At 70.5% G+C, this 21086-nt stretch carries 18 protein-coding genes; 5 read left to right on the top strand and 13 right to left on the bottom strand.

The genetic code is table 11. The annotated features are described in order from the left end of the window. Window positions 1-32: 32 nt before the first annotated feature. A complete protein-coding gene (locus OU416_RS14685; protein ID WP_270927483.1) occupies window positions 33-2195 on the top strand; it encodes a thiamine pyrophosphate-dependent enzyme in 2163 nt (720 codons plus the stop codon). Window positions 2196-2228: 33 nt separating this feature from the next. Here the strand turns inward: OU416_RS14685 and OU416_RS14690 are convergent, their stop codons facing one another. The 5 genes from OU416_RS14690 to OU416_RS14710 form a co-directional block, all read right to left on the bottom strand. Next, complete coding sequence (locus OU416_RS14690) at window positions 2229-2927, bottom strand: metal-dependent transcriptional regulator (RefSeq protein WP_270927484.1); 699 nt, start codon at window positions 2925-2927, stop codon at window positions 2229-2231. A 104-nt stretch (window positions 2928-3031) separates the two neighbouring features. Continuing rightward, window positions 3032-4069, bottom strand: coding sequence for a methyltransferase (locus OU416_RS14695; RefSeq protein WP_270927485.1), 1038 nt, complete (start codon window positions 4067-4069; stop codon window positions 3032-3034). 40 nt (window positions 4070-4109) lie between these two features. Continuing rightward, on the bottom strand, window positions 4110-5855 hold the full coding sequence (locus OU416_RS14700; RefSeq protein WP_270927486.1) for an ABC transporter ATP-binding protein: 1746 nt from the start codon (window positions 5853-5855) through the stop codon (window positions 4110-4112). Continuing rightward, window positions 5852-7669, bottom strand: a complete 1818-nt coding sequence (locus OU416_RS14705; RefSeq protein ID WP_270927487.1) for an ABC transporter ATP-binding protein — start codon at window positions 7667-7669, stop codon at window positions 5852-5854. The genes OU416_RS14700 and OU416_RS14705 overlap by 4 nt, the downstream gene beginning before the upstream one ends. A 551-nt stretch (window positions 7670-8220) precedes the next feature. Then, entirely contained in the window at window positions 8221-8775 is a 555-nt protein-coding gene (locus tag OU416_RS14710) for a TetR/AcrR family transcriptional regulator (RefSeq protein WP_270927488.1), read from the bottom strand. A 206-nt stretch (window positions 8776-8981) separates the two neighbouring features. Here OU416_RS14710 and OU416_RS14715 point away from each other — a divergent pair, with 206 nt between their 5' ends. Together OU416_RS14715 and OU416_RS14720 are read left to right on the top strand one after the other, a co-directional pair. Further along, window positions 8982-10208, top strand: coding sequence for an MFS transporter (locus OU416_RS14715; RefSeq protein ID WP_270927489.1), 1227 nt, complete (start codon window positions 8982-8984; stop codon window positions 10206-10208). Beyond that, on the top strand, window positions 10208-10474 hold the full coding sequence (locus tag OU416_RS14720; protein ID WP_270927490.1) for a methyltransferase: 267 nt from the start codon (window positions 10208-10210) through the stop codon (window positions 10472-10474). Before OU416_RS14715 ends, OU416_RS14720 begins: the two co-directional genes overlap by 1 nt. A gap of 28 nt (window positions 10475-10502) precedes the next feature. Here OU416_RS14720 and OU416_RS14725 read toward each other — a convergent pair whose 3' ends face one another. Together OU416_RS14725 and OU416_RS14730 are read right to left on the bottom strand one after the other, a co-directional pair. Continuing rightward, window positions 10503-10709 (bottom strand): acyl-CoA dehydrogenase family protein, encoded by a 207-nt coding sequence (locus OU416_RS14725; RefSeq protein ID WP_270927581.1) that lies wholly within the window; start codon window positions 10707-10709, stop codon window positions 10503-10505. A 133-nt stretch (window positions 10710-10842) separates the two neighbouring features. Further along, a complete protein-coding gene (locus tag OU416_RS14730) occupies window positions 10843-11958 on the bottom strand; it encodes an FAD-dependent oxidoreductase (protein ID WP_270927491.1) in 1116 nt (371 codons plus the stop codon). 466 nt (window positions 11959-12424) lie between these two features. Between OU416_RS14730 and OU416_RS14735 the strand changes: the two genes are divergently transcribed. Then, window positions 12425-13459, top strand: coding sequence for a methyltransferase (locus OU416_RS14735; RefSeq protein WP_270927492.1), 1035 nt, complete (start codon window positions 12425-12427; stop codon window positions 13457-13459). Between the two features lie 74 nt (window positions 13460-13533). Here OU416_RS14735 and OU416_RS14740 read toward each other — a convergent pair whose 3' ends face one another. The 3 genes from OU416_RS14740 to OU416_RS14750 form a co-directional block, all read right to left on the bottom strand. Then, a complete protein-coding gene (locus OU416_RS14740) occupies window positions 13534-13791 on the bottom strand; it encodes a hypothetical protein (protein ID WP_270927493.1) in 258 nt (85 codons plus the stop codon). Window positions 13792-13931: 140 nt separating this feature from the next. After that, on the bottom strand, window positions 13932-15323 hold the full coding sequence (locus OU416_RS14745; protein ID WP_270927494.1) for an FAD-binding oxidoreductase: 1392 nt from the start codon (window positions 15321-15323) through the stop codon (window positions 13932-13934). Window positions 15324-15425: 102 nt separating this feature from the next. Further along, window positions 15426-16931: a CocE/NonD family hydrolase gene (locus OU416_RS14750; RefSeq protein WP_270927495.1), complete on the bottom strand. Its 1506-nt coding sequence runs from the start codon at window positions 16929-16931 to the stop codon at window positions 15426-15428. 102 nt (window positions 16932-17033) lie between these two features. Here OU416_RS14750 and OU416_RS14755 point away from each other — a divergent pair, with 102 nt between their 5' ends. Then, the gene (locus OU416_RS14755) at window positions 17034-17696 is read left to right on the top strand and encodes a TetR/AcrR family transcriptional regulator (RefSeq protein WP_270927496.1); all 663 of its coding nucleotides are present in this window, start codon (window positions 17034-17036) and stop codon (window positions 17694-17696) included. 8 nt (window positions 17697-17704) lie between these two features. Here the strand turns inward: OU416_RS14755 and OU416_RS14760 are convergent, their stop codons facing one another. From OU416_RS14760 to OU416_RS14770, 3 genes are read right to left on the bottom strand one after another with little or no spacing between them, the layout of a single operon-like run. After that, window positions 17705-18685, bottom strand: coding sequence for a phosphatidylinositol-specific phospholipase C (locus tag OU416_RS14760; RefSeq protein WP_270927497.1), 981 nt, complete (start codon window positions 18683-18685; stop codon window positions 17705-17707). Between the two features lie 60 nt (window positions 18686-18745). Continuing rightward, the gene (locus OU416_RS14765) at window positions 18746-20191 is read right to left on the bottom strand and encodes a carboxylesterase/lipase family protein (RefSeq protein WP_270927498.1); all 1446 of its coding nucleotides are present in this window, start codon (window positions 20189-20191) and stop codon (window positions 18746-18748) included. Window positions 20192-20229: 38 nt separating this feature from the next. After that, window positions 20230-21060 carry a helix-turn-helix transcriptional regulator gene (locus OU416_RS14770; protein WP_270927499.1) on the bottom strand — a complete coding sequence of 277 codons (831 nt, stop codon included), beginning with the start codon at window positions 21058-21060 and terminating at the stop codon, window positions 20230-20232. Window positions 21061-21086: the final 26 nt, after the last annotated feature.

The raw sequence follows: 21086 nt of genomic DNA on the forward strand, positions 1-21086 counted from the left end.
GCCACCACTGAAAAACTCGGAGAGGCGGAACAGTGCCGGTTGATGAGTTCTTCCACCGCACCGTGGCCGGTTGGTCCGCTCAGCCGGCGACCGGATCGGCTCTCGCCGACGACCTGCTGGCGCTGTTCGACGCGCAGGCAGGCAGCAGGCACCTCGACCTGCAAGCGCGTCAGCTGGGCAAGCAGGGCAAGGGCTTCTACAGCATCGGCTCGTCCGGGCACGAGTCCAACGCCGCGGTCGCCGCCGCGCTGCGCCCGACGGACCCGGCGCTGCTGCACTACCGCTCCGGTGGGTTCTACCTGCGCCGCGCCGGTCAGGTGCCCGGCCAGCACCCGCTGCGCGACGTGCTGCTCGGCGTCGTCGCCGCCGCGGACGAACCGATTTCCGCCGGTCGGCACAAGGTGTTCGGCAACCACGAGCTGGCGGTCATCCCGCAGACCTCGACCATCGCCTCGCACCTGCCGCGCGCGGTCGGCCTGGCCTTCTCGCTGGGCCGGGCGGCCAAGCTGGGCGTGCACAGCGGCTGGCCGGACGACTCGGTCGTGGTGTGCAGCTTCGGCGACGCCTCGGCCAACCACTCCACCGCCACCGGAGCGATCAACTCGGCGCTGCACTGCGCCTTCCAGGGTCTCGCGATGCCGCTGCTGCTGGTGTGCGAGGACAACGGCATCGGGATCAGCGTGCGGACGCCGAAGGGCTGGATCGAGTCCACCTACGGCGACCGCGCCGGACTGCGCTACTTCACCGCCGACGGCGCCGATCCGGTGCAGTGCCTGGCGGTGGCCCGGGAAGCCGCGGAGTGGGTTCGCCTGCACCGCGCCCCGGCATTCCTGCACCTGCGCACCGTGCGACTGATGGGGCACGCCGGCTCCGACGTGGAGTCCAGCTACCGCTCGCGCACCGAGATCACCACCGACTACCAGCGCGATCCGCTGCTGGGCACCGCGAAAGCCCTGGTGGACAACGGGATCCTGCGCCCGGACGAGGTGCTCGCGCGCTACGCCGACAAGCGCGCCGAGGTCGCACGGGTCGCCGAGGAGGCGCTGGGACGCCGCAAGCTGGGCAGCGCCGCGGAGGTCATGGCCGCGATCTGCCAGAACCACCCGGACGCGGTGGAACGCCGGGCACTGGAGGTTCCGTCGCGCGAGCACTTCGGCGACCAGCTGCCCGAGGACGAAGGCCCGCTGACGCTGGCGCAGGCGATCAACCGCTCCCTGGCCGAGGAGCTGGGCCGGGACCCGGGCGTCATCGCCTTCGGCGAGGACATCTCCCGCAAGGGCGGTGTGTACGGGGTGACGCGCGGCCTGCGCAAGAAGTTCGGCGCCACCAAGGTCTTCGACACGCTGCTGGACGAGCAGAGCATCCTGGGCACCGCGCTCGGCGCCGGGCTCGCGGGGCTGCTGCCGATCCCGGAGATCCAGTACCTCGCCTACCTGCACAACGCGGCGGACCAGCTGCGCGGCGAAGCCGGCACGCTGAGCTTCTTCTCCAACGGCCAGTACCGGAACCCGATGGTGGTGCGCATCGCGGGCTACGGCTACCAGAAGGGCTTCGGCGGCCACTTCCACAACGACAACAGCGTCGCGACCCTGCGCGACCTGCCGGGCGTGGTCATCGCCTCGCCGTCACGACCCGACGACGCCGCGGCGATGCTGCGCACCTGCGTGGCGGCGGCCCGCGAGGACGGCCGGGTGTGCGTGTTCCTGGAACCCATCGCCCTCTACCACACCCGCGACCTGCACGAACCCGGCGACGACGGCTGGCTGGCACCGTACCCGGCACCGGGCTCGCACCACGTCCCGATCGGCCGGGCCCGCCAGTACGGCGAAGGCCCGGACCTGACCGTGGTCACCTTCGGCAACGGCGTCCCGATGAGCCTCCGAACGGCAGAACGCCTGCGGGAGCGCGGTGTCGACGCCCGGGTGCTGGACCTGCGCTGGCTGTCCCCGCTCCCGGTCGACGACCTCCTCGCGGCAGCCGAAGCGACGGGCCGCGTGCTCGTGGTGGACGAAACCCGCCGCACCGGAGGAGTCTCCGAACCCGTGGTGACGGCCCTGGTCGACGGCGGCTTCACGGGCGCGATCACCCGGGTGACCAGCGAGGACAGCTTCATCCCCCTCGGCGCCGCCGCCTACCACGTCCTCCTCGACGAGGAAACCATCGAGACCGCCGCCCTGAAACTGGCCAACGGCTGAGCCGGTCGTGAGCCCTGATCACGCGGCACGCGGTCAGGCCGGCACCTCGGTGATCATCAAGGTCTCGGCCTGGTGCTGGGTGAGGGCGAGCGTGCTCCCGTTGACGTGCAACGCGATCTCACGGCCGGAACGGACCTCGATCTCCACCCGGGTGCCGGGCAGCGCTCCCGCGTCGTGCAGCGCGCGGATGAAGGGCACGTCGTCCTGCACCCGCTCGCTGACCCGGCTGATGGCGACCTCGGTCCGGCCGGCCAACGCAGCCGCCGGCAGCACCTGCGACTCCACCGGGGCGACCGGCTCCACTTCGGGCGGCAGCAGCTCCTCCAGCCCGGGCAGCGGATTTCCGTGCGGGGAGAACCGGGGACGCCCGCAGAGCTCGAAGATGAGCTGCTCCACCCGGTCGGAGATCACGTGTTCCCACTGGCAGGCCTCGACGTGCACCTGGTACCACTCCAGGCCGACGACCTGGTGCAGGAACGTCTCCAGCAACCGGTGCTTGCGCGCGACCCGGACGGCTTGCAGCCGCCCGGGCTCGGCGAGGTCGATGCGGCGGTCGGAGCGCAGCCGCACCAGCCCGCCGCGAGCCAGCCGCGCCACGGTTCCGCTGACCGTGGGCGCTCGGTGACCGAACCGGTCCACCAGCCGCGCCCGCAGCGGGATCACGCCGTCCTCCTCCATCTCGAACAGCGCCTTCAGGTACATCTCCGTGGTGTCGATGAGTCTGTCGGTCACCTTCTCAGCGTGCTCCCTCAACCTGGGTTCGCGTCCAGCCGTCAGCGTGAACTCCCATGAGGCCAACGGCCTTCCGTCCTCCGCCAGGTCCGCGTCGGCCGCCATCACGCCGGCGCCGTTTCGATGATCTGGTGCCCGGTCTCCGGCGGCAGCGGGATGATCTCGTCGATCACGAGGCCGGCGCGGGAGCAGAGCTGCTCGAAATCACCGCGGGTGCGTTCCCTCCCGCCGTAGAGGACGAGCATGTGCAGGTCGCGGAAGTAGAGCTCCTCGGAGACCTCGGCATCCACCATGTCGGGGAGGACCGGCTCCAGGATCAGCAGCCGGTTGCCGGGCGTCATCGCCTCCCGGCAACGCCGGAGGATCTGCACGGCCTGCTCGTCCTCCCAGTCGTGCACGATGCTCTTGAGCAGGTAGAGGTCCGATTCCCGCGGCACCGAGCGGAAGAAGTCACCGCTGACGACCTCGCAGCGGTCGGAAAGCCCAGCCTGCTGGACCACTTCGATCGCGCGCGGCACCACCCGCTCGTCGTCGAAGACGACACCGGTGAGTCCCGGGTGGCGGCGCAGCACCGCGGTGAGCAGCGTCCCGTTCCCGCCGCCGACGTCGGTCACCGAGGAGAACCGCCCGAAGTCGTAGTGCTCCGGCAAGGACGCGGCGACGCCCCGCGCGTACTCGCCCATCGCCGCGTCGTACACCGCCGACATCTCGGGCTCGTTCGCGAAGTACTCGAAGACCGGCTGCCCGAAGACCTCGTCGAAGGCCGCCCGGCCGGTCCGGACGGAGGTTTCCAGCTGCAGCCAGGGTTTCTGCGTCACCGGAGCCGACACCAACCGGACCGTCCCGTAGAGGGAATCCGGCGTTCCCCTGCGCAGCAGGCCACCGGTGGCGGTGAGTTCGAACTTGCCCGGTGCGAGCTCGGCGCACAGGCCCATCGCCGCCGCCGCCCGCAGCAGCCGGGCCAGGCGTTCGGCGGGAATCCCGTAGGCGACGGCCAGGTCCTCCACGTCCCGGGCCTGGTCGCCGATGGCATCGGCCAGGTCCAGCCTGGTGACGACCGAGAGCACCTGGGTGGCGGTCGCTCCGGAGAGCCACTGCATCAACCGGTGCGCGTCGCCGCGCGTGACGCTTGATTCCATCATGCTGTTCACTCCCAACGTCGGCAGCACGGTTCGTGCCGGTTCAGCTCGTGACGATGTGCCAGCTTCGGGTCTGCTCGTACTGGTCGTAGATGCGTGCGAAGAGCCCGCCGGTGCGGTGGAGTTCGGCGGGTGAACCGGTTTCGACGACGCGCCCGTCGTGGAGGGCGACGACGTTGTCGGCGGTGGCCAGCGTGGTCGGCCGGTGCGCGATGACGATCACAGTCCGCTCCGGGTCGCGGGTCAGGTGAGTGATGGCCTCGCTGACCGCGGCCTCGTTCTCCGGATCCAGCGCGGAGGCCGCTTCGTCGATGAGCACGATCCTGGCCTGCTTGAGCAGAGCGCGGGCGATGGAGACGCGCTGGCGCTCACCGCCGGAGAGCTGGGCGCCCCCTTCGCCGACACGGGTGTTCCACCCGTCGGGCAGGCGGTCGATGATCTCATCGACGCGGGCGGCCCGGGCCGCGGCCACGAGCTCCTCGTGGCTGGCGTCCGGCCGTGCCAGGCGGAGGTTGTCCTCGATCGTCGTGTCGAACAGGTACACGTCCTGGAACACGATGGCGATGTCGGACAGCAGGGTTTCGGGTTCGTAGTCTCGCACGTCGACGCCTCCGACTCGGATTCCGCCGGCGTCGACGTCGAAGAACCGGGCGATCAGGCGGGTGACGGTGGTCTTTCCCGAGCCGGAGGGACCGACCAGAGCGGTGGTGCTGCCCGCCGGGCAGTCGAACGACACTCCCGACAACGCAGGGTCCTCAGTCCCCTCCCCGTAGGAAAAGGTGACATCCCGGAATTCGATCGAGGAGTTCTCCATCCGCCGCACCGGCTTCGAACTGCGCGGGAGAGCAGGCACCCGCAGGATCGACTCCAGCCGGGTCACCGAGTTGTCCAGCGCGCGCAGCCCGCCGTTGAGCTCGATCAGGTGCCCCAGCGGCTCCAGGAAGCGGATCGCCAGCACCAGCAGCGCGACCGTGTCGGCGACGGCGTAGGTGCCGTCGAGCAGGAACACCCCGCCGAGCACGAGAACCGCGACGAAGCCGGCCATCACCACGCCGGTGTAGGACAGATCGGGCATCAGCGAGCGGCGCAGGCCTCGTCGGTAGATGATGCGGTGCTCGTCGAGCGCGGCGCGCAGGCGCACACTGCCGGTGGAACCCTGGCCCGCGGCGCGCAGCACCGGCTGCGCCTGGCCGATCTCCACCGCGCGACCGGCGATCTCGGTCGCGGCCTGCTCCAGCTCGACCTCCGCGATCGACGCGATCCGGCCGGAGCGCCGGAGCACGAGCAGCGCGATGGGCACGATCGCCAGGAACAGCAGGGCCATCCGCCAGTCCACCGCGAAGGTGACGGCGATGATGGTCACCGGAACGAGCGTGCAGGTGATGGCCGGAGCGCCGATCGCCACCGCGAGCCGCCCCACCGATCCGGCGGACGCGGTGACGATGCGCCCCAGCCGGGCCTTGCCGGTGCCGGTGAACCAGCCCAGCGGCAGGGTCGTGACGTGCCGCATCAGGTGGTGGCGCAGTTGCACGGTCAACTCCACGCTGGCGGCGAAGCCCACCGGGGTCGCGATCACCCGGAGCACGGCGTAGACGGCGAACCCGACCGCACCGGCCACCAGCCACGGCGTGGCGGCGTGGAAGTCCGGCTGCGGGCGCAGCAGCGCGCGCAGGATCGGCACCAGCGCGCCGAGCAGAAGTCCTTGCAAGACCGCGAAAGCGGCGTGCAGCAGGCCCAGCCGCACGAGCAGGCCGGGGTGCGGCCAGAGCCGGTAGAGGTGGCCGATCATGCGTGTTCTCCGTTTCGCTGAGCCGCCCACAGCCGCGCGTAGAGACCGTTGCGGGCGAGCAGTTCGTGGTGGCGGCCGGACTCGACGAGCTGCCCGTGGTCGAGCACCAGGATCTGGTCGGCTTGCCGGATCGTGTGCAGCCGGTGCGCGATCACGATCACCGTCTTGCCCGCGACCAGTTCGGCCAGCGCGTCCTGCACCGCGGCCTCGTTGTCCGGGTCCAGCGCCGCGGTCGCCTCGTCGAGCACCACGATCGGCGCACCGGACAGGACCGCCCTGGCGATGGTCAGCCGTTGCAGCTCACCGCCCGACAGGCCGCCGCCGAGCGCGTCGAGGACGGTGCCGTAGCCGTCGGGCAGCTTCTCGATCACGTCGTGGACCTGGGCTGTGCGCGCTGCCTCGCGCACCTCCTCGTCGGTGGCCACCGGCCGTCCGATGCGGATGTTCTCCGCGACGGTGTCGCGCAGCAGCACGACGTCCTGGAACACCAGCGACATCGACGCCAGCAGCGTCTCGCCGGGGATGTCGCGCACGTCGACCCCGCCGATGCGGATCGCGCCGCCCGTCACGTCGTAGAAGCGGGGCAGCAGACTGGCCAGCGTCGTCTTGCCCGCGCCGGAGGGACCGACCAGCGCGGTGACGGTGCCCGGTTCGCACACCGCGCTGATCCCGGCCAGCACCGGAGAAACCCCGTCGTAGGAGAAGCGCACGTCGTCCAGTTCGATGCGGTGCCCGACCGGCCGCTGCGGGTGCTCCGGTGCGGGCAGCGCCGCGCGCTCGAGCAGGTCTTCGACGTGCCCGGCGGCCATGCGCCCCTTGCGCAGGCCCTGCGCCCCCTGGACCGCGGGCGTGATCGACGTCGGCAGGCCGATGCCGATGATCAGGAACGGCAGCAGGTCCGGGACCGTCAGCCAGCCGGCGCCGACGAATCCCACCCCGGCAGCCAGGAGCACCGCGAGCATGGTCATCTCCGTGCCCGTCAGGTGGCAGATCGCCGAGCTGTAGCGGGTCTCCGACACCCAGGCGCGCATCGCGCCCGCGTAGTCGCGGACGGCGCGGGCGAAGCGCTCCAGGATCCGCCCGCCGGTGCCGAAGGTCTTGACCACGGTGATCCCGTCGGCGTACTCGACGGCCGAAGTGCTGATCCGCTGTTCCGCCGCGATCAGCCGCGCGAGGTGCGAGGACATCGAGCGCATCGACACCTGGTAGCTGACCAGCGTCGGGATCAGCACCGCCAGCGCCACCAGCGCCATTCGCCAGTCCACCAGCACCAGGTAGCCGAAGCCGACGACGACCGCGACGGCGGCACCGATGATCTCCCCCATCGAGTGGGCGATCAGCTGGTGCATCTCCTCCAGGTCGTCGGTCATCACCTTCTTCACCGCACCGGAGCCGGTCGCGCGGAACCAGCCCAGCGGCAGCACGCCCAGGTGCCGCACGATCCGCACCCGGATGGCGTGCAGCGTCTCGGCGTCGGCGACGTGCCCCAGCCGCGAGGAGAGGAAGAGCAGCAGCAGCCGGAGCACCGCACCGGCCACGCCGATGCCGACCCACGTCCACACCGCGGGAATCACCGCGGCGGGACTCGGCGCACCGAGCGCGGTCCGCGCGATCTCGGCGACCGCCACGTAGGGAGCGAAGCCGGCCGCCGAGCCGAGCGCCGAGAGCACGGCGCAGCCGATCAGGTGGCCCCGCACCGGGCGCAGCATCCGGGCCAGCGGACCGGCGCGCACCAGGCGAGGCACGGTCCCGCCCGCCACTGCGCCGGGCGGGTTCGCCACGGTCGGTTTCGTGGATGTCTCCGTGCTAGTCATGAGCCTTCCTCGATTGCGATGAGCAGATCGACTGACCGACAGTCAGTCACTAGTGGAGCTTAACCGGACCCGAACCGGAATGGCAATCAGCCCGACGTTCGAGATCCGCACTCGACTTTCATCGGGATTCTTTCCAGCGCCGCCCTACCCGCGGCGAATATTCGCAGCAACCAGCGTCCGGACCTGCGGAGACACCCTACGGACGCATGCCGAATCGCCATCCGCGCATATCTTCACCGCCCATCCGGAAAAGCCCGTCCGAACGCACGAACAGACCCGCTCGACCAAGCAAAACGCGCCCGAACCCATTCGGTGGACAGAAACCGAAATCGCCACCCGGGAAAATCGCCAATGAATCGACCGAGCAGCCCACAACGCGAGTCGCCACGACAGGCCACTCCGGGCGGCCGCAACCCAGGCACCTCCTCCCCACACTGACCGACGGTCAGTCGATCGTAGGGTAGGCTACCCTAATGCAATCCGCTCACGCGAGCACCGCACCACGCGAAGACAGCATCGACGACAGCGCTTGCACCCCGAGCGCTCGGCGGTCAGCCGCCGGCGCCACCCACCAGCGCGCGGCAGAGCCTGCTGACCTCGGCGAGCATCCGCTCCCGCTGGTCAGGCGCGTGCACGATGTGATCGGCCACCCCGTGCATCGCGCAGTAGAGGACAACCGCAGTCGCGTGCGGATCCGGCGCGCCGACACCGGCCTCACCGATCAGCTCCGCCAGCGCGTCCACCGAGGGGTTGCTCGCCGACGGATCCGGCCGGGAGGCGTGGTGGAACAGCACGTCGTGCAGCCGCACGTCGCGCAGGTACTCCTCGATCCCGACCTGCACCCACCGCTCGATCCGGTCGACGCCGACACCCTCGCGCGACTCATCGCGCTGCCGCAGCACGAACCGGTTCACGTACCGGTTCCGCAACGCGGTGACGAGCTCGTACTTGTTGCCGAAGTGCAGGTAGAAAGTGCCCTTGGCGACACCGGCGGCGGTGGTGACGTCATCGACGGTCAGCGACTCGATGCCGCTCCGGAGCACGATCGACTCCGCCGCGTCGAGCAGTTCACTGCGCCGCTGCTCGCCCGGCTTCGTCCGCGCCACGTCGACCCCTCTCGCTCCGGCGGGCAGCATATCGACCGCCTCCCTGTGTCCCACACCACAGCGTTATCGCCAATCGTTTTCATCTAGAGTGACTGACGGTCAGTCACCAAATAGGAAAAGTACTCAGGAGGAGACGTGGCGACAAGATCGACTCCAGGCCCGCGGCCCACCGCCGGAGGACGGCGGAGCGACCAGGCGGGAGCGGCGTGACCGCGTCGGCACGGCGGCGGCGCTTGGCCGTCGTCGGTGCGCTCTACCTGGTCTCCTACATCGGCTACTCGTTCTTCTACCTCGCGCTGGGCGCGATCCTGCTGGGCCGCGGCGTGCCGCTGAGCACGGTGGCGCTGGTCAACCTGCTCGGCGTGATCTACTTCGGCCGGGTCCTGATCGGACCGGTCATCGACCGGTTCTGCTGGCCCCGACTCGGGCACTACCGCAGCTGGCTCATCCTCACCCAGCTGGCCCTGATCGCGGCCCTGGTCTGCCTGGCCCCGCTGGATCCGGTCACCGATCTCTCCGCGACGCTGGCGATCATGGCCGCGGTGCTGGTGCTCTCGGCCTTCCACGACACCGCCATCAACGGGCTGGCGGTCCGGCTGCTGCTGCCCACCGACCACGGTGTCGCCAACGGAATCCAGATCGCGGCCTCCAGCGGCTCGATCCTGATCGGCTCCGGCGGCGCGCTCCTGCTCTACGCCCACACCGGGTGGGCGATGACCACGCTCGCACTGGCCGCCGTGTTCGTGATCCCGCTGGCCGTGCTCGCGGTGCTCACCGAACCTCCGGCCGAGCAGCCGACGCACCGGGCCGCGTCGTGGCTGGCGCTGGTCAGCTTCTTCCAGCGCCCCCGGATGGCGATGTGGGCGCTCGTGGTCATCCCGGTCTTCGCCCTCAGCGACTGGCTCGTGTCCTCTTCGCAGTCGGCCATGCTGCTGGCCGCCCGGTGGTCGCTGGACGAGATCGCCCTGCTGCAGTCGGCGGCGATCACGGTGCAGATCGCGGCGGCGGTCGGCACCGGGATCGCGATCCACCGGTTCGGCAAGCAGCGCACGGTGCTGGTGATCGGAGGGCTGGGGATCGTGGCGGTGACAGCGATGCTGCCGCTGGCCGGGGGCAACGGCAGCCTGCTGCCCACCGTCACTGCCGTGGTGCTGCTCTCGATCGTGTTCGGCGCGAAGATGACCTGGTTCGCGACGGTCTCGATGTCGCAGGCCCGCAAATCCTCCGGGGCAACCGACTACACCGTGCCGATGTCGGTGGAGGGAATCGGCGTGACGGTGGCGAGTTCGGCCGGGCTGGGACTGGCGCACGCCGTCGGGTTCGGCTGGCTGGTCGGCGGTGCCGTCGTGATCGCCGCTGCCGGTACCGTCATCGCCGCCACCTGGGCCCGAGGACTCGCGCAGCCGGCGTCGGAACCGGCCTTCGCGGAGTGATGTCCGACGAAGATCACCGATACACCGAGGCGGTGGCCGCCGACGGCAGGCTGCTGGTCGTCGAGCCCGTTCTCCCCGACATCGCCGGACCCGACGCCGCGGAGGCGTTTCTCAGCGATGTCAACATGCTGGTGATGACCGGCGGCGAGGAACGCACCCGCGGCGACTACGAGCGGCTGGCGCGCCGGGCCGCGCTCACGGTTTCCGGTGTCCGGGCGTTACCCCCGCACACCGGCTACTCGCTGGTCGAGATGACGGTGTCCTGACGCGAAACCACCGCGCAGGGCCGGGTTCTCAGCCGGGTTGTTCGGTCAGCTCGAAGGTCCACGGCAGGCCGAGCGCCCACTGCCGCTTCCAGTGCTCGACCATGAATCCCATCGAGGACAGGTGCATGTTCGCGCCCACCGACAACGCCGGGTCGGCCGCGCCGATCCGGCGCTGCACCGCGCAGCACTCGACCAGCGACGCGCCCGCGCCGCCCAGCTCGGCCGGGACCGGCAGGCCGAAGTAGCCGGTCTAGCGCAGCACTTCGACGGTCCGGTCGGACAGCCGCCCCCCGCTCGGCGACGGCCTTGGCGGGCAGGAGATGTTCGGTGTCCGGCACTCGTGCGCTTCGTTCATGCCAATGGTCCACCTAGCTACGAGAGGATTCGCCCGCCTTGGGCACGTTCCTGGCGACGGCCACCGCGCCTTCGCCCCAGCCGTCCCGCCGCTCGGGCGTGACGGGGAACAGATTCCGGGCGATGGCAACGGATTCCTGCTGCGCGTGCTCGGTCAGCGGTCGGTTCTCCGCCTCCCAGTCCCGGAGTGCCGCCACGACGTCGTCGTGGTCGGCGACCGAGCGGGCCAGGTTCAGCGCGTTCATCATCGCGGTTCCCGCGCCCTGCCCGAGCGATGGCGGCATCGCGTGCGCGGCGTCGCCGACGACGGCCACCCGCCCGCTGGACCACTTCCTGGCGCGGAGCACCTCGTACCGGTCGTAGCGCGGTGCCGCGGGCAGTTCGGAGAGAACCGGTCGCAGCACGGGAAAGCTCTCGCACCACACCGATGAATCGAGCGGCTGCGAGAGAGCTCCATCCGAAGCGTGGGCGCCCAGCCCCAGGTACAGCTCGCGCTCGTTGCAGGGGACGTAGAGGACCCGCCGCTTGCTGCGCAGGTTCCAGTAGTTCGCGTAGCAGCGCCATTGCCCGTCGAAGGAGGGCGCGCGGTCCAGCGGCACCAGGAACCGGTACAGGCCGAGGTCGAAGACCTCGTGCTCGGCGAGCAGATCGAGCGAGTCGCGCACCGCCGATCGGATCCCGTCCGCACCCACCACCAGGTCCGCGTCCCGCACTGAACCGTCCTCAGTGCACAGTGCACCGTCATCGGCGCGCACGGCGCGGGATCCGGTGGTGATCGAAACGCCGCTCTCGAGCGCCGCGTCCACCAGTGCGGTCAGCAGGTCACGGCGGGTGAGGGTGATCATCCGGAGCCCACCGGGCACGGGCAGCGGCCGGCTGCCCAGCTCGCCGTTGTCGGAGTCGCGCTCTTCCCAGCGCGTGGCCTCGTAGGAGGTGGCGAGCACCCGGTCCTGCACGCCGAGCTCCGCCAGCACCTGCAGACCGTTCTCCCAGAGGAAGATCCCGGCCCCGAAAGCCCGGAGCTCGGGACTGGCCTCGTGCACTCGGACGCGCCAGCCCCGGCGCGCCAGTTCGATGGCGACGGTGAGACCGGCGAACCCGGCCCCGGCTATTTCCGCTGTTCGAACCATATTCGCCAGCATGGCAACACGATCAGCACCACCGGTATTGTCCGATGGTCTTAGAACTCCGCCCCGCCGACCAGGGCTGGCGGGGTTCGGGTCCCGGCGCCGGTTCGCACGCTCGCTCGGCGGTTGAACCTCCACCCCGGACTCGGTAGCGTCGGTGTCGCGAGCCGCCCGCCTCTCCACGGGTGATTCTCCGCCGGCACGTTCCCGCGGGCAGTTCCCCGGAAGCGATCACCCGAACGTCCTCCCCTCTCGGACTGACCGTCAGCCAGTCGACGGACGGAAATTAGGTTAACCTAACCTCTGCTGGGGGAAACCGCGACGAGGCGCGCGGCGGCCAGCGCGCCAGGAGGGGCCGGACGCCATCCGTCCGGCAATCGCGTCCCACGATCGCCGGTTTGCCCTCAAGTGGGCTTGAACGGACATGCTTGTGCAGCTCGACCACCTCCGAGACGAATGGGAGATACCCGTGCCGAGTCCCCCGCAGCAGGATCTTGAGCTCTTCCGGATGCTGACCGGTTACATGCCCGCTTTCCTGATCGGCGCCGCCCTGCAACTGGACATCCCGGAGGCCATCGGCGAATCCACCAGGACCACCGGGGAGCTGGCCCGCGCCACCTCGACCCACGAGCCGTCGCTCATCCGGATGCTGCGCGCGCTGGCCGCCCTGGGCCTCCTGGCCGAGGACGAGCCGGGAGCCTTCCGGCTCACCCCGCGCGGAACCCTGCTGCGAGCCGGCACCCCCGGATCGATGCACGGGATGGCGACGGTGCTGCTCGACGAGTCGATGTGGGGCGCGTGGCCCGCGCTCGACCACGCGGTGCGGACCGGTGAGCGCGCGTTCGACCACGTCTTCGGCACCGATTACATGAGCTACACGGGATTCGCCGACGGCTCGTCGATGCGCGAGCACATCGACCAGGCGATGCTCGACGAGACCCGGCTGGTCGCCCCGTCCATCGTGGATTCCTACGACTTCGGCCCGTTCTCCACGATCGTGGACATCGGGGGCGGCAGCGGTCCGCTGGCCGCCGCGGTCCTGGCCGCCAACCCGCACCTGCGCGGGGTGGTGTTCGACACCGCCGACGGTGTCGCGCTCGCGCCGCGGGTGCTGACCGAGGCCGGTGTTGCGGACCGGTGCGAGGTGCGGACCGGCGACTTCTTCGAGTCACTCCCGTCCGGGGACCTGTACCTCTGCAAGAGCGTGGTCTTCAACTGGGCGGCCGACGAGCAGGTCTCGGCCATCTTCGCCAACTGCCGCGAGGTCATCCCGGACCGGGGGCGGTTCCTGCTGGTCGAGCAGATGCTGCCCGCCGCCGTCGACGGATCGGTCCCCGCGCACGTGTACGTCGACGACCTGGGTTCGATCGTCAACGTGGGCGGACGGCACCGCACCGAGCCGGAGTACCGCGCTCTGCTGGCCGGTGCGGGTTTCGAGCTGACCGTGCACCCGCTGCCCACGACGCCGTCCGGCTACTCGCTGCTGGAGGCTGTGCCCAGGTGACCGGAGTGCGGGCCTGGCCGGGCCAGGCCCGCACCGGTAGGCCTAGCGGGCGGGCCGGTCGCGGTGCACCGCGGTCAGCCGCTCCAGGACCGCAACGAGGTCCCCGGGGGGGTGGGAATCCCCTTGGTCTCGTCACGGAGCCGGACTGCGTTCTCCCGGAACGACGGTTCGGTCAGCACGCGCACCAGGTCCTCCCGCAGCGCGCCGGCAGTGACGTGGTCGGAGTCGGCCCCGTACAGGCCGACGCCCTGTTCGACCACGCCGTTGGCGTGCGCGAGGGCTCCCCACCACTGCAGGAAGTACTCACCGAGCGCCACATCTCCGGAATCCACTGCTACCGCACCATCGTCCTCATCGAGAAGGGGCTCAACGCCGAAGGCGAACTGCCGGAGCGGATCCCGCGTTCTCCGCTGTGAACCGGGGATTCCGGCCCTGCCAGAAGTCCACGCACGACGAGCAGGCAGCGGATGCCTCAGTCGTGCGGGTCGGCGAAGACCTTGCCGGGGTTGAAGATTCCCGCTGGGTCGAGGGCGCTCTTGATCGCGTGGTGCATGCCGATCACCGCGGGGCTCAGCTCTGCGTGGAGGCCCTTTCGCTTCAGGAGGCCGACGCCGTGCTCACCGGTCACCGTGCCCCCCATGGCGATCGCGTCCGCCACGATGTCGTCGAAGGCCAGCTGGGCTCGTTCGCGGGCCGCTTCGTCCCCGGGCTGGGTGATGATCAGGGGGTGCAGGTTGCCGTCTCCGGCGTGGGCGATGTTGGCGATCTGGGTTTCGTGGCGCTGGGCGGAGGCTTCGATGCGGGCCAGCATTTCCGGGACCTTCGCGCGCGGCACGCAGACGTCCTCGGTGAGCACCGGGCCGAGGCGTTCCAGCGCCGGGTAGGCCAGGCGCCGGGCTGCGAACAGGGCATCGGCCTCGTGTTCGTCGGTGGAGCGGGCGCTCCACGTGGCTCCGGCCTCGTCGAAGCAGCGCAGGAGCGCGTCGACTTCCTGCTCCCCCGCCGCGCCGGGCGTGTCCGAGCGGCCTAGGAGCAGCACGTTCGCCTCAGCGCTCAGGCCCATGTTCTTCCACTCGTCGACCGCGCGCAGGCAGTGCTGGTCGAGCAGCTCCAGCGCCGAGGGCACCACGCCCGCCGCAGCCACCGCCGCGACCGCTTCTCCGGCTTCCACCAGCGAATCGAAGTAGCCGACCACCGTGCGCTCCGGGGCGCGCAGGCCCGGCAGCAGCTTGACGGTGATCTCGGTGATCACGCCGAGCGTGCCCTCCGATCCGACGAACAGGCCGCACAGGTCGTAACCGGCCACGCCCTTGGCGGTGCGGCGGCCGAGCCGGACGACCTCGCCGTTGCCGACGACCGCTTCCAGGCCCAGCACGTAGTCGCGGGTCACGCCGTACTTCACGCAGCACACGCCGCCGGCGTTGGTGGAGGCGTTGCCGCCGATGGTCGACCACGGCGAGCTCGCCGGGTCCGGCGGGTACCAGGCGCCCTGCTCGCGGCAGGCCGCGCGCAGGTCGTCGTTCACCACGCCGGGTTGCACCACGGCCAGCTGCTCGCGCGGGTTGATCTCCAGGATCCGGTTCATGTCCGCCAGCGAGATCAGCACGCAGCCGTCGACGGCGTTGGCCCCGCCGGACAGCCCCGTTCCCGCGCCTCGCGGAACCACCGGAACGCCCAGCTCAGCGCAGATCCGGACGGTGGCCACCACGTCGTCGGTGCTCCTGGCCCGCACCACGGCGAGCGGCTTGCCGCACGGCGCCCACTCGGCTTCGTCGTGGGCGAACCGGCCGGTGGAGTCCGGGTCCGTGAGCAGCACCGGTTCCGGCAGTACCGCGCGCAACGCCGCCAGCGCCTTCTCCGACATGTCGTCCTCCATCCGCGTCGAACCGCCCCCACGTTAACCAACCCGCCAGCGAGCCGGTTAGCCAGAGCAACGACATTTCGCGCAGTGATCAGACGGTCACCGTCAGTCCGGGATGACCGGCACGTACAGGTGCGAGGCGTGGTCGCCGCCGAAGTGGATAGTGGCGCCGCGCCCGTGCTTGCGGTCGTCCGGGTCGTCATGGGCCAGCGGGCCCATGTTGTCGTCATCGGCCTGGACGCGCAGTTGGAGGCGTTGCCCGGGTTCGAGCGTGATGGACGTCGGCCAGATCTCCACTTCGAGCAGCGTCGGCACACCGGGTTCGAGCGGCCGGACCTCGTCGTGGCTGTGCCAGGGGCGGTGCGGGAGGCTGCGCTCGGCGTCGAGCTCGCGGTGCGAGGCGCGCAGCCAGCCGATGCCCATCGGCACCGGTGTGGCCACCCCGCCGGGGCCGATCCCGGGGATGCGCTGCCCACCGGCGTCGTACTGCTCCAGCTGGACGAAGACGTCGAGGTCGTCGGCGACGTGCGAGACCCACAGCCGCAGCGCGACCGGGCCGGTGATCTCCAGCCTTTCGGCGGCGGTGAAGTCGAAGGTGGCCGGATACGGCGTCCGGCCCTCGGCAGGCCGATCCCAGCCGAGTTCCTCCGGACCCAGGTAGAGCCGGCGCCACCGGGTTCGCGGAAGCGGCCAGTCCTGCTCGTCGCGCCATTCGACGTCGTGCCCGCGGCGGATCGCGAGCCGGACCGGTGCCACGCCGTCCATCGCGGTCCGGTCACCGCCGAGAAAGCGCCGCAGGAACCGCAGTTGCAGGTCTTTGGCCCAGTCCGCGTAGTACGGATCGACGTGCGAGCCGACGTGGATCACGAGCCACTTGTGCTCCGATGCGGCACCGAGCCAGCCCTCGACGTTGCCGCGCAGGTGCAGGTGGATCGAGCCCCAGTTCCCCGCCGACAGCACCGGCACCCGCACCTGGGCGAGGTCGACGGTCCGCTCGCGGTACCAGTCGTCGACCAGCTCGCGCGAGCTCAGGTCCTGGGGCATGCTGGCGTGCTCGCCGTTGAGCTGCGGGATGATCTGCTGCCGCCACCAGTTCTCGGTGGCGTTGGTGTAGATGCCGCCCTGGCGGCCCCAGTCCCGGTAGAAGTCGGTGCAGCCCTCCCACGCGACGACCGCGGCGAGGTGCGGCGGCTGGAGCGCGGCGACGTGCCAGCCCATCATCGCGTACCAGGAGATGCCGCTGCTGGCGACCTTCCCGGTCGACCACGGCTGCGCACCGCACCACTCGACGACGTCGTAGAAGTCCTCGGCGTCCTGCCTGCTGAAGACGTCGAGCGCGCCCCCGGACTTGCCGGTGCCGCGCGCGTCGGCGCGGACGACCGCGAACCCGCGTTCGGTCCACCACTCCGGATTCGGCGTCTCCCACACCATGTGCGCGCCCTGCTCGACGAGCTCGTACATCGGAAACCGCTCCGGCCAGTGCACGTCCTTGCCGTAAGGGCTCATCGAAGCGATCACCGGCACCGGCCGCTCGCCATCGGGCCGGAACACGTCGACGACGATCGAGGTGCCGTCCCTGACCGGAACAACCACATCGCGCTCGATCCGCATGGAATCCCCTCCTGTCGCGGGCCTTCGCAGCAAAATGTGAATGTAAATTATCGTTCACATCTGAGTGTTCGCCACCCCAGTGCAGGCAGTAAGGTCGGACCGGTGAGCCAGCCGCACGCCGACGCCGCTTTCCGCCCGCCCCAGCAAGCCCGCAGCCGGATGTCCCTGCAGAAGGTGCTGACCGCCGCCGAGCAGGTGCTGGCCACCAGCGGCATCGAGGAGTTCACCGTCGCAGCGGTCGCCGAGCGGGCCGGCGTATCCGTCGGCACGATCTACCGGCGCTTCACCGGCAAGGAACAACTGCTCCACGCGGTCAAGGACCAGCTGCTCGGTCAGCTGGAAACCGGTGTCGAGGAGGCGCTCAGCTCAGCGGAGGGACTCGACGGCGTCGTCGCGGCGTTCACCCACGCGATGGCGCGCACGTTCTCCCAGCACGACCGCATCTTTCCCGATCTGCTCAGCGGGCAACGCGCGGACGGCGTAGAGCGCGGCCTGCAGGCACTCGCCGCGATCCAGGGCATCCTCGTCGAAGCTGCTGCGCCGCACGAGGACGACATCCGCAGGGCCGATCGGGGGCTGGCCCTGCGCGTAGCCGCCCGCACGATCACCAGCTCGTGCGTGCACCGAGCCGCCACCTGCCGGGCGTGGCCGGACGGGTTGACCTGGAGCAGCTGGGCCGACGAGACGGCAGAGCTGGCCGTGGCCTACCTGACCACGCCCGGATCCCCCACGGGGAAACGCGATTCGCGCAGCGGCGCGCGGTAGCGCCGAGGTCAGCCGTTGGTGGCGATGATGGTGTTGATCAGGTCTGCTCCCGGGTAGTCCATCATGATCACGCCGGTGCGCGGGAGGTCGTTGGACTTCAGGTGTTCCAGGGCGTAGTCGTTCACGCCCCGGAAGCCCGCCGCTCCGCAGGCCACCGCGTTCGGGAAGGCCGCAGGGCTGGAGCCGCTGGTGAAGTTCAGGAACATCTCGCCGCGGTCCGCCGCCGCGGTCTTGTCCAGGTGGGCGCGGGCCTTGTTCCACTTGTCGTCGATGTCGAACAGCGTCGGGACGGTGTACTCGTCCTGGACGTACTCGCCCCAGGTGTCGTTGGTGAACTGGCCGATGCCGCGCCCGCCGTACAGGCCGCCGCCCGCGCCCTGCAGCGTCGCGAGCACGATCTTGCCGCGCACTTCGCCGAGCGCGGGGACTCCGCCGCCCGCCGGGTCGTGCAGGTACTTGCCGTTGGGATCGTTGTCGCGGTACCAGTCCAGGATCTGATCGACCTCGAGGCTGCTGTTCTCGTCGGTGCACGAGGCCACTTCGCCGGTGCACTCGGCCTTGAGCCGCATCAGCACCGTCTCGCCCGGGTGCGCGGACAGGAAGTCGCCCGCCTTCTGCAGCACGTCGGAGAAGTTCGCGTTCTGGTAGAACGGCCCGTGGTGCAGGGTGAACTTGTCGTCGTAGCGGCGCACCCGGATGTCGATGGCGCGGATGCCCGACTGCAGCTGGACGGCGAGGGTTTCCGCGCTGTCGCCGTGGTTCTCCTGCGTCTGGGTCAGCTCGCCGCCGTGCAGCGACAGCGTCTGGTGCGTGCCCGGGATCGACAGCTGCGCCAGGCTCGCGTCGTCGGGCAGCCCGGCCATCCAGTCCGGGTTCGACGCGTCCTTGACCGATTGGCAGTACGGCGCGGCAGCCGCAGTTCCCGGCACCATCGCAACGGACAACGCCAGCGCGAGCACGGCTGCCGCGCGAACCGCCTTCCCAGACATGCGCACAGAATTCCGCCCCGGCCGCGGGAGCGGACCGATTGGCGGGAACTCGCCAGCGGCTCAGAACCGGTGCTGCCAGATCTCGCGGGACGCCTTGATCGGGTCGGCGACCACCGTCGACGGGACGTGCCAGATCCGGGTCCGGCGGTCCTGCGCGGTGTACTCGGGCCAGCCCGGATCTCCGCTGGTGGCGAAGGAGATCCAGGACCCGCGCAGTTCCGCCGAGAGGGTCTCGAAGTCCGCGGGCGGCTCTTCGCCGAGCAGGGTCGTGCCGAGGAGACCGCCGGAAACACCGAAGGTGAACGGGACGTCCAGGCCGTGGCACGCGCCGAACACACCACCGCTGCCCGGGGCGGGCCAGGCGAACTCGTAGAGGTAGCTGCGGCCGCCCGCCTGCGCGTGCGCTTCAGCGCTCCAGAGCCCCGGCATCCGGAACAGCTGGTCGCTGAGCATCAGCGCGTGCAGCTCGGAGTCGGGCTCGCCCGGGTACCCGGCGCGGTACTGCTCCACCACCGACGGGTCCAGCCGCAGGCCGCGGGCCAGCAGCGCGGGGTCCTTGGCCGCCGCGGGCAGGTCGACGGTGAACATCCGGGCTTCATCGGTGTTGTAACCGCAGATCAGCTCCACGCCCCGCCCCGAACCGCGGCGCAGCATCGCCCACGGCAGGTCGTCGAGGACGGCACCGTCGAAGACCACCGCGTACGGCGTGGAGTTCGTCCAGGCCGCTCGGTCTTCGTTGATCTCCGCCATCGCCGCGGCCTGCGCGGTGTGGATCGCCTCCGGCGCGACGGCGCCCAGCTCCTCCGCCGTCGCGGAGGTTCCCAGCCGCCCGAGGACGAGTTCGCTGACCTTGTGGAACTCGTCCTCCGCGCAGAACAGCGAACCGAGGCTCTGCGCGATGGCGCGGCGGAACAACCCGTGCTCGGCCGAACCGGCGACCAGCGTCGCCACCGAGGTCGCACCGGCGGACTCGCCGAAGATCGTCACGTTGCCCGGATCACCACCGAAGGAGGCGATGTTGTCCTGCACCCAGCGCAACGCCGCCAGCTGGTCCAGGATCCCCCGGTTGGCCGGAGCATCGGCCACCCAGCCGAACCCCTCGTAGCCCACCCGGTAGTTCACCGTCACCACGACCACACCGGCCTGCGCCAGCCTCGCCGGGTCGTACTCGCTGCTCGACCCGCCGAGGAAGGCGCCGCCGTGGATCCAGACCAGCACCGGCAGCCCGCCGCCGAGATCCGGCGTCCACACGTTCACCGTCAGGGATTCCGCGCTGTCACCGGGATTCCACGACGACGGGATGCCCGGCATGATCGCGGGCTGCGGGACCGACGCGCTGAACGCGGACGCGTCCCGCTCCCCCTCCCACCGCTCCGGGGCTTGCGGGGCCTGGAACCGGCGCGGCCCGTCCAACGGCGCCGCGTACGGAATCCCCTTGAAAACGCACAACTCTCCACCGGCGGTGCCCCGCACCGCACCGCGCTCAGTCCGCACCACGAGATCCATGCGTCCATACAACCATCCGCGGTCCGGTCCGTGGGCGATCAGCTGAACAACCGGTTCAGCGCCAACCGGGTCTGCTCGTCGGCAGCGCGGTAGATCAGCAACCGCTGATCCGGATCCTGCAGCGGCATGAGCACTTCGAAGTCCAGGGCGAGCACGCCGGCGTCCGGATGCCGCAGCACCTTGCTCCCGCGGCCGTTGACCTGGACGTCCCGCTCCGCCCACAACCGCGCGAATTCCTCGTCACGCATGGTGAATTCGGCGATGAGATCGGTCAGCGCCCGGTCCTCGGGGTGCGCTGCCCACGCCGCGCGCAGGTGCGCGATGCCGTCACGCACGACGCGTTCGCGGTCGAGGTAGCGCTCGCGGATCTCCGGGTGCATCAGGCACAGCCACATCGAGTTGCGCTGCTTCGGCGGCAACTCCCCGAAGTCCAGCAGCAGCGCCGCCATCTGGTCGTTCCAGGCGAGGATGTCGTACCGGTGGTTCATCAGCATGGCGGGCAGCGGCGAGAGATCGGCGACCAGCCCGGCCAGCGACGGCGCCGCGGTGGTGGCGGGTTCGTCGGCGCTGCGGGGGCGCTGCTGCGCCAGGCCGAAGAGGTAGGCGCGCTCGTCCGGCGCCAGGCGCAGCGCTCCGGCCAGCGCCTCCACGACTTCGGCCGAAGGCCGCAACCCGCGCCCCTGCTCCAGCCGCACGACGTAGTCGATGCTGATCCCGGCCAGTTCGGCGACCTCCTCGCGGCGCAAGCCCGGAGTCCGCCGGGCCTGCCTGCGCTCCGGCAGGCCGAAGTCGCGCGGGTCCAGGCTTTCGCGCCGGGACCGCAGGAACGCGGCCAGCTCCTGCGTCCGGTGCACGGTGCGGGTCATCACGCCGATCCTACCGCCGGGGTAGGACT

The sequence above is a fragment of the Saccharopolyspora indica genome (genome assembly GCF_027853965.1).
GTDB classification, from domain to species: Bacteria; Actinomycetota; Actinomycetes; order Mycobacteriales; family Pseudonocardiaceae; genus Saccharopolyspora; species Saccharopolyspora indica.

Bases quoted from the DNA above. Each gene is read 5' to 3' on its own strand.
- OU416_RS14765 (WP_270927498.1), bottom strand. From the start codon at position 20,191: ATGGATCTCGTGGTGCGGACTGAGCGCGGTGCGGTGCGGGGCACCGCC.
- OU416_RS14750 (WP_270927495.1), bottom strand. From the start codon at position 16,931: ATGCGGATCGAGCGCGATGTGGTTGTTCCGGTCAGGGACGGCACCTCG.
- OU416_RS14745 (WP_270927494.1), bottom strand. From the start codon at position 15,323: ATGTCGGAGAAGGCGCTGGCGGCGTTGCGCGCGGTACTGCCGGAACCG.
- OU416_RS14695 (WP_270927485.1), bottom strand. From the start codon at position 4,069: ATGATGGAATCAAGCGTCACGCGCGGCGACGCGCACCGGTTGATGCAG.
- OU416_RS14720 (WP_270927490.1), top strand. From the start codon at position 10,208: ATGTCCGACGAAGATCACCGATACACCGAGGCGGTGGCCGCCGACGGC.
- OU416_RS14705 (WP_270927487.1), bottom strand. From the start codon at position 7,669: ATGACTAGCACGGAGACATCCACGAAACCGACCGTGGCGAACCCGCCC.
- OU416_RS14730 (WP_270927491.1), bottom strand. From the start codon at position 11,958: ATGGTTCGAACAGCGGAAATAGCCGGGGCCGGGTTCGCCGGTCTCACC.
- OU416_RS14700 (WP_270927486.1), bottom strand. From the start codon at position 5,855: ATGATCGGCCACCTCTACCGGCTCTGGCCGCACCCCGGCCTGCTCGTG.
- OU416_RS14760 (WP_270927497.1), bottom strand. From the start codon at position 18,685: ATGTCTGGGAAGGCGGTTCGCGCGGCAGCCGTGCTCGCGCTGGCGTTG.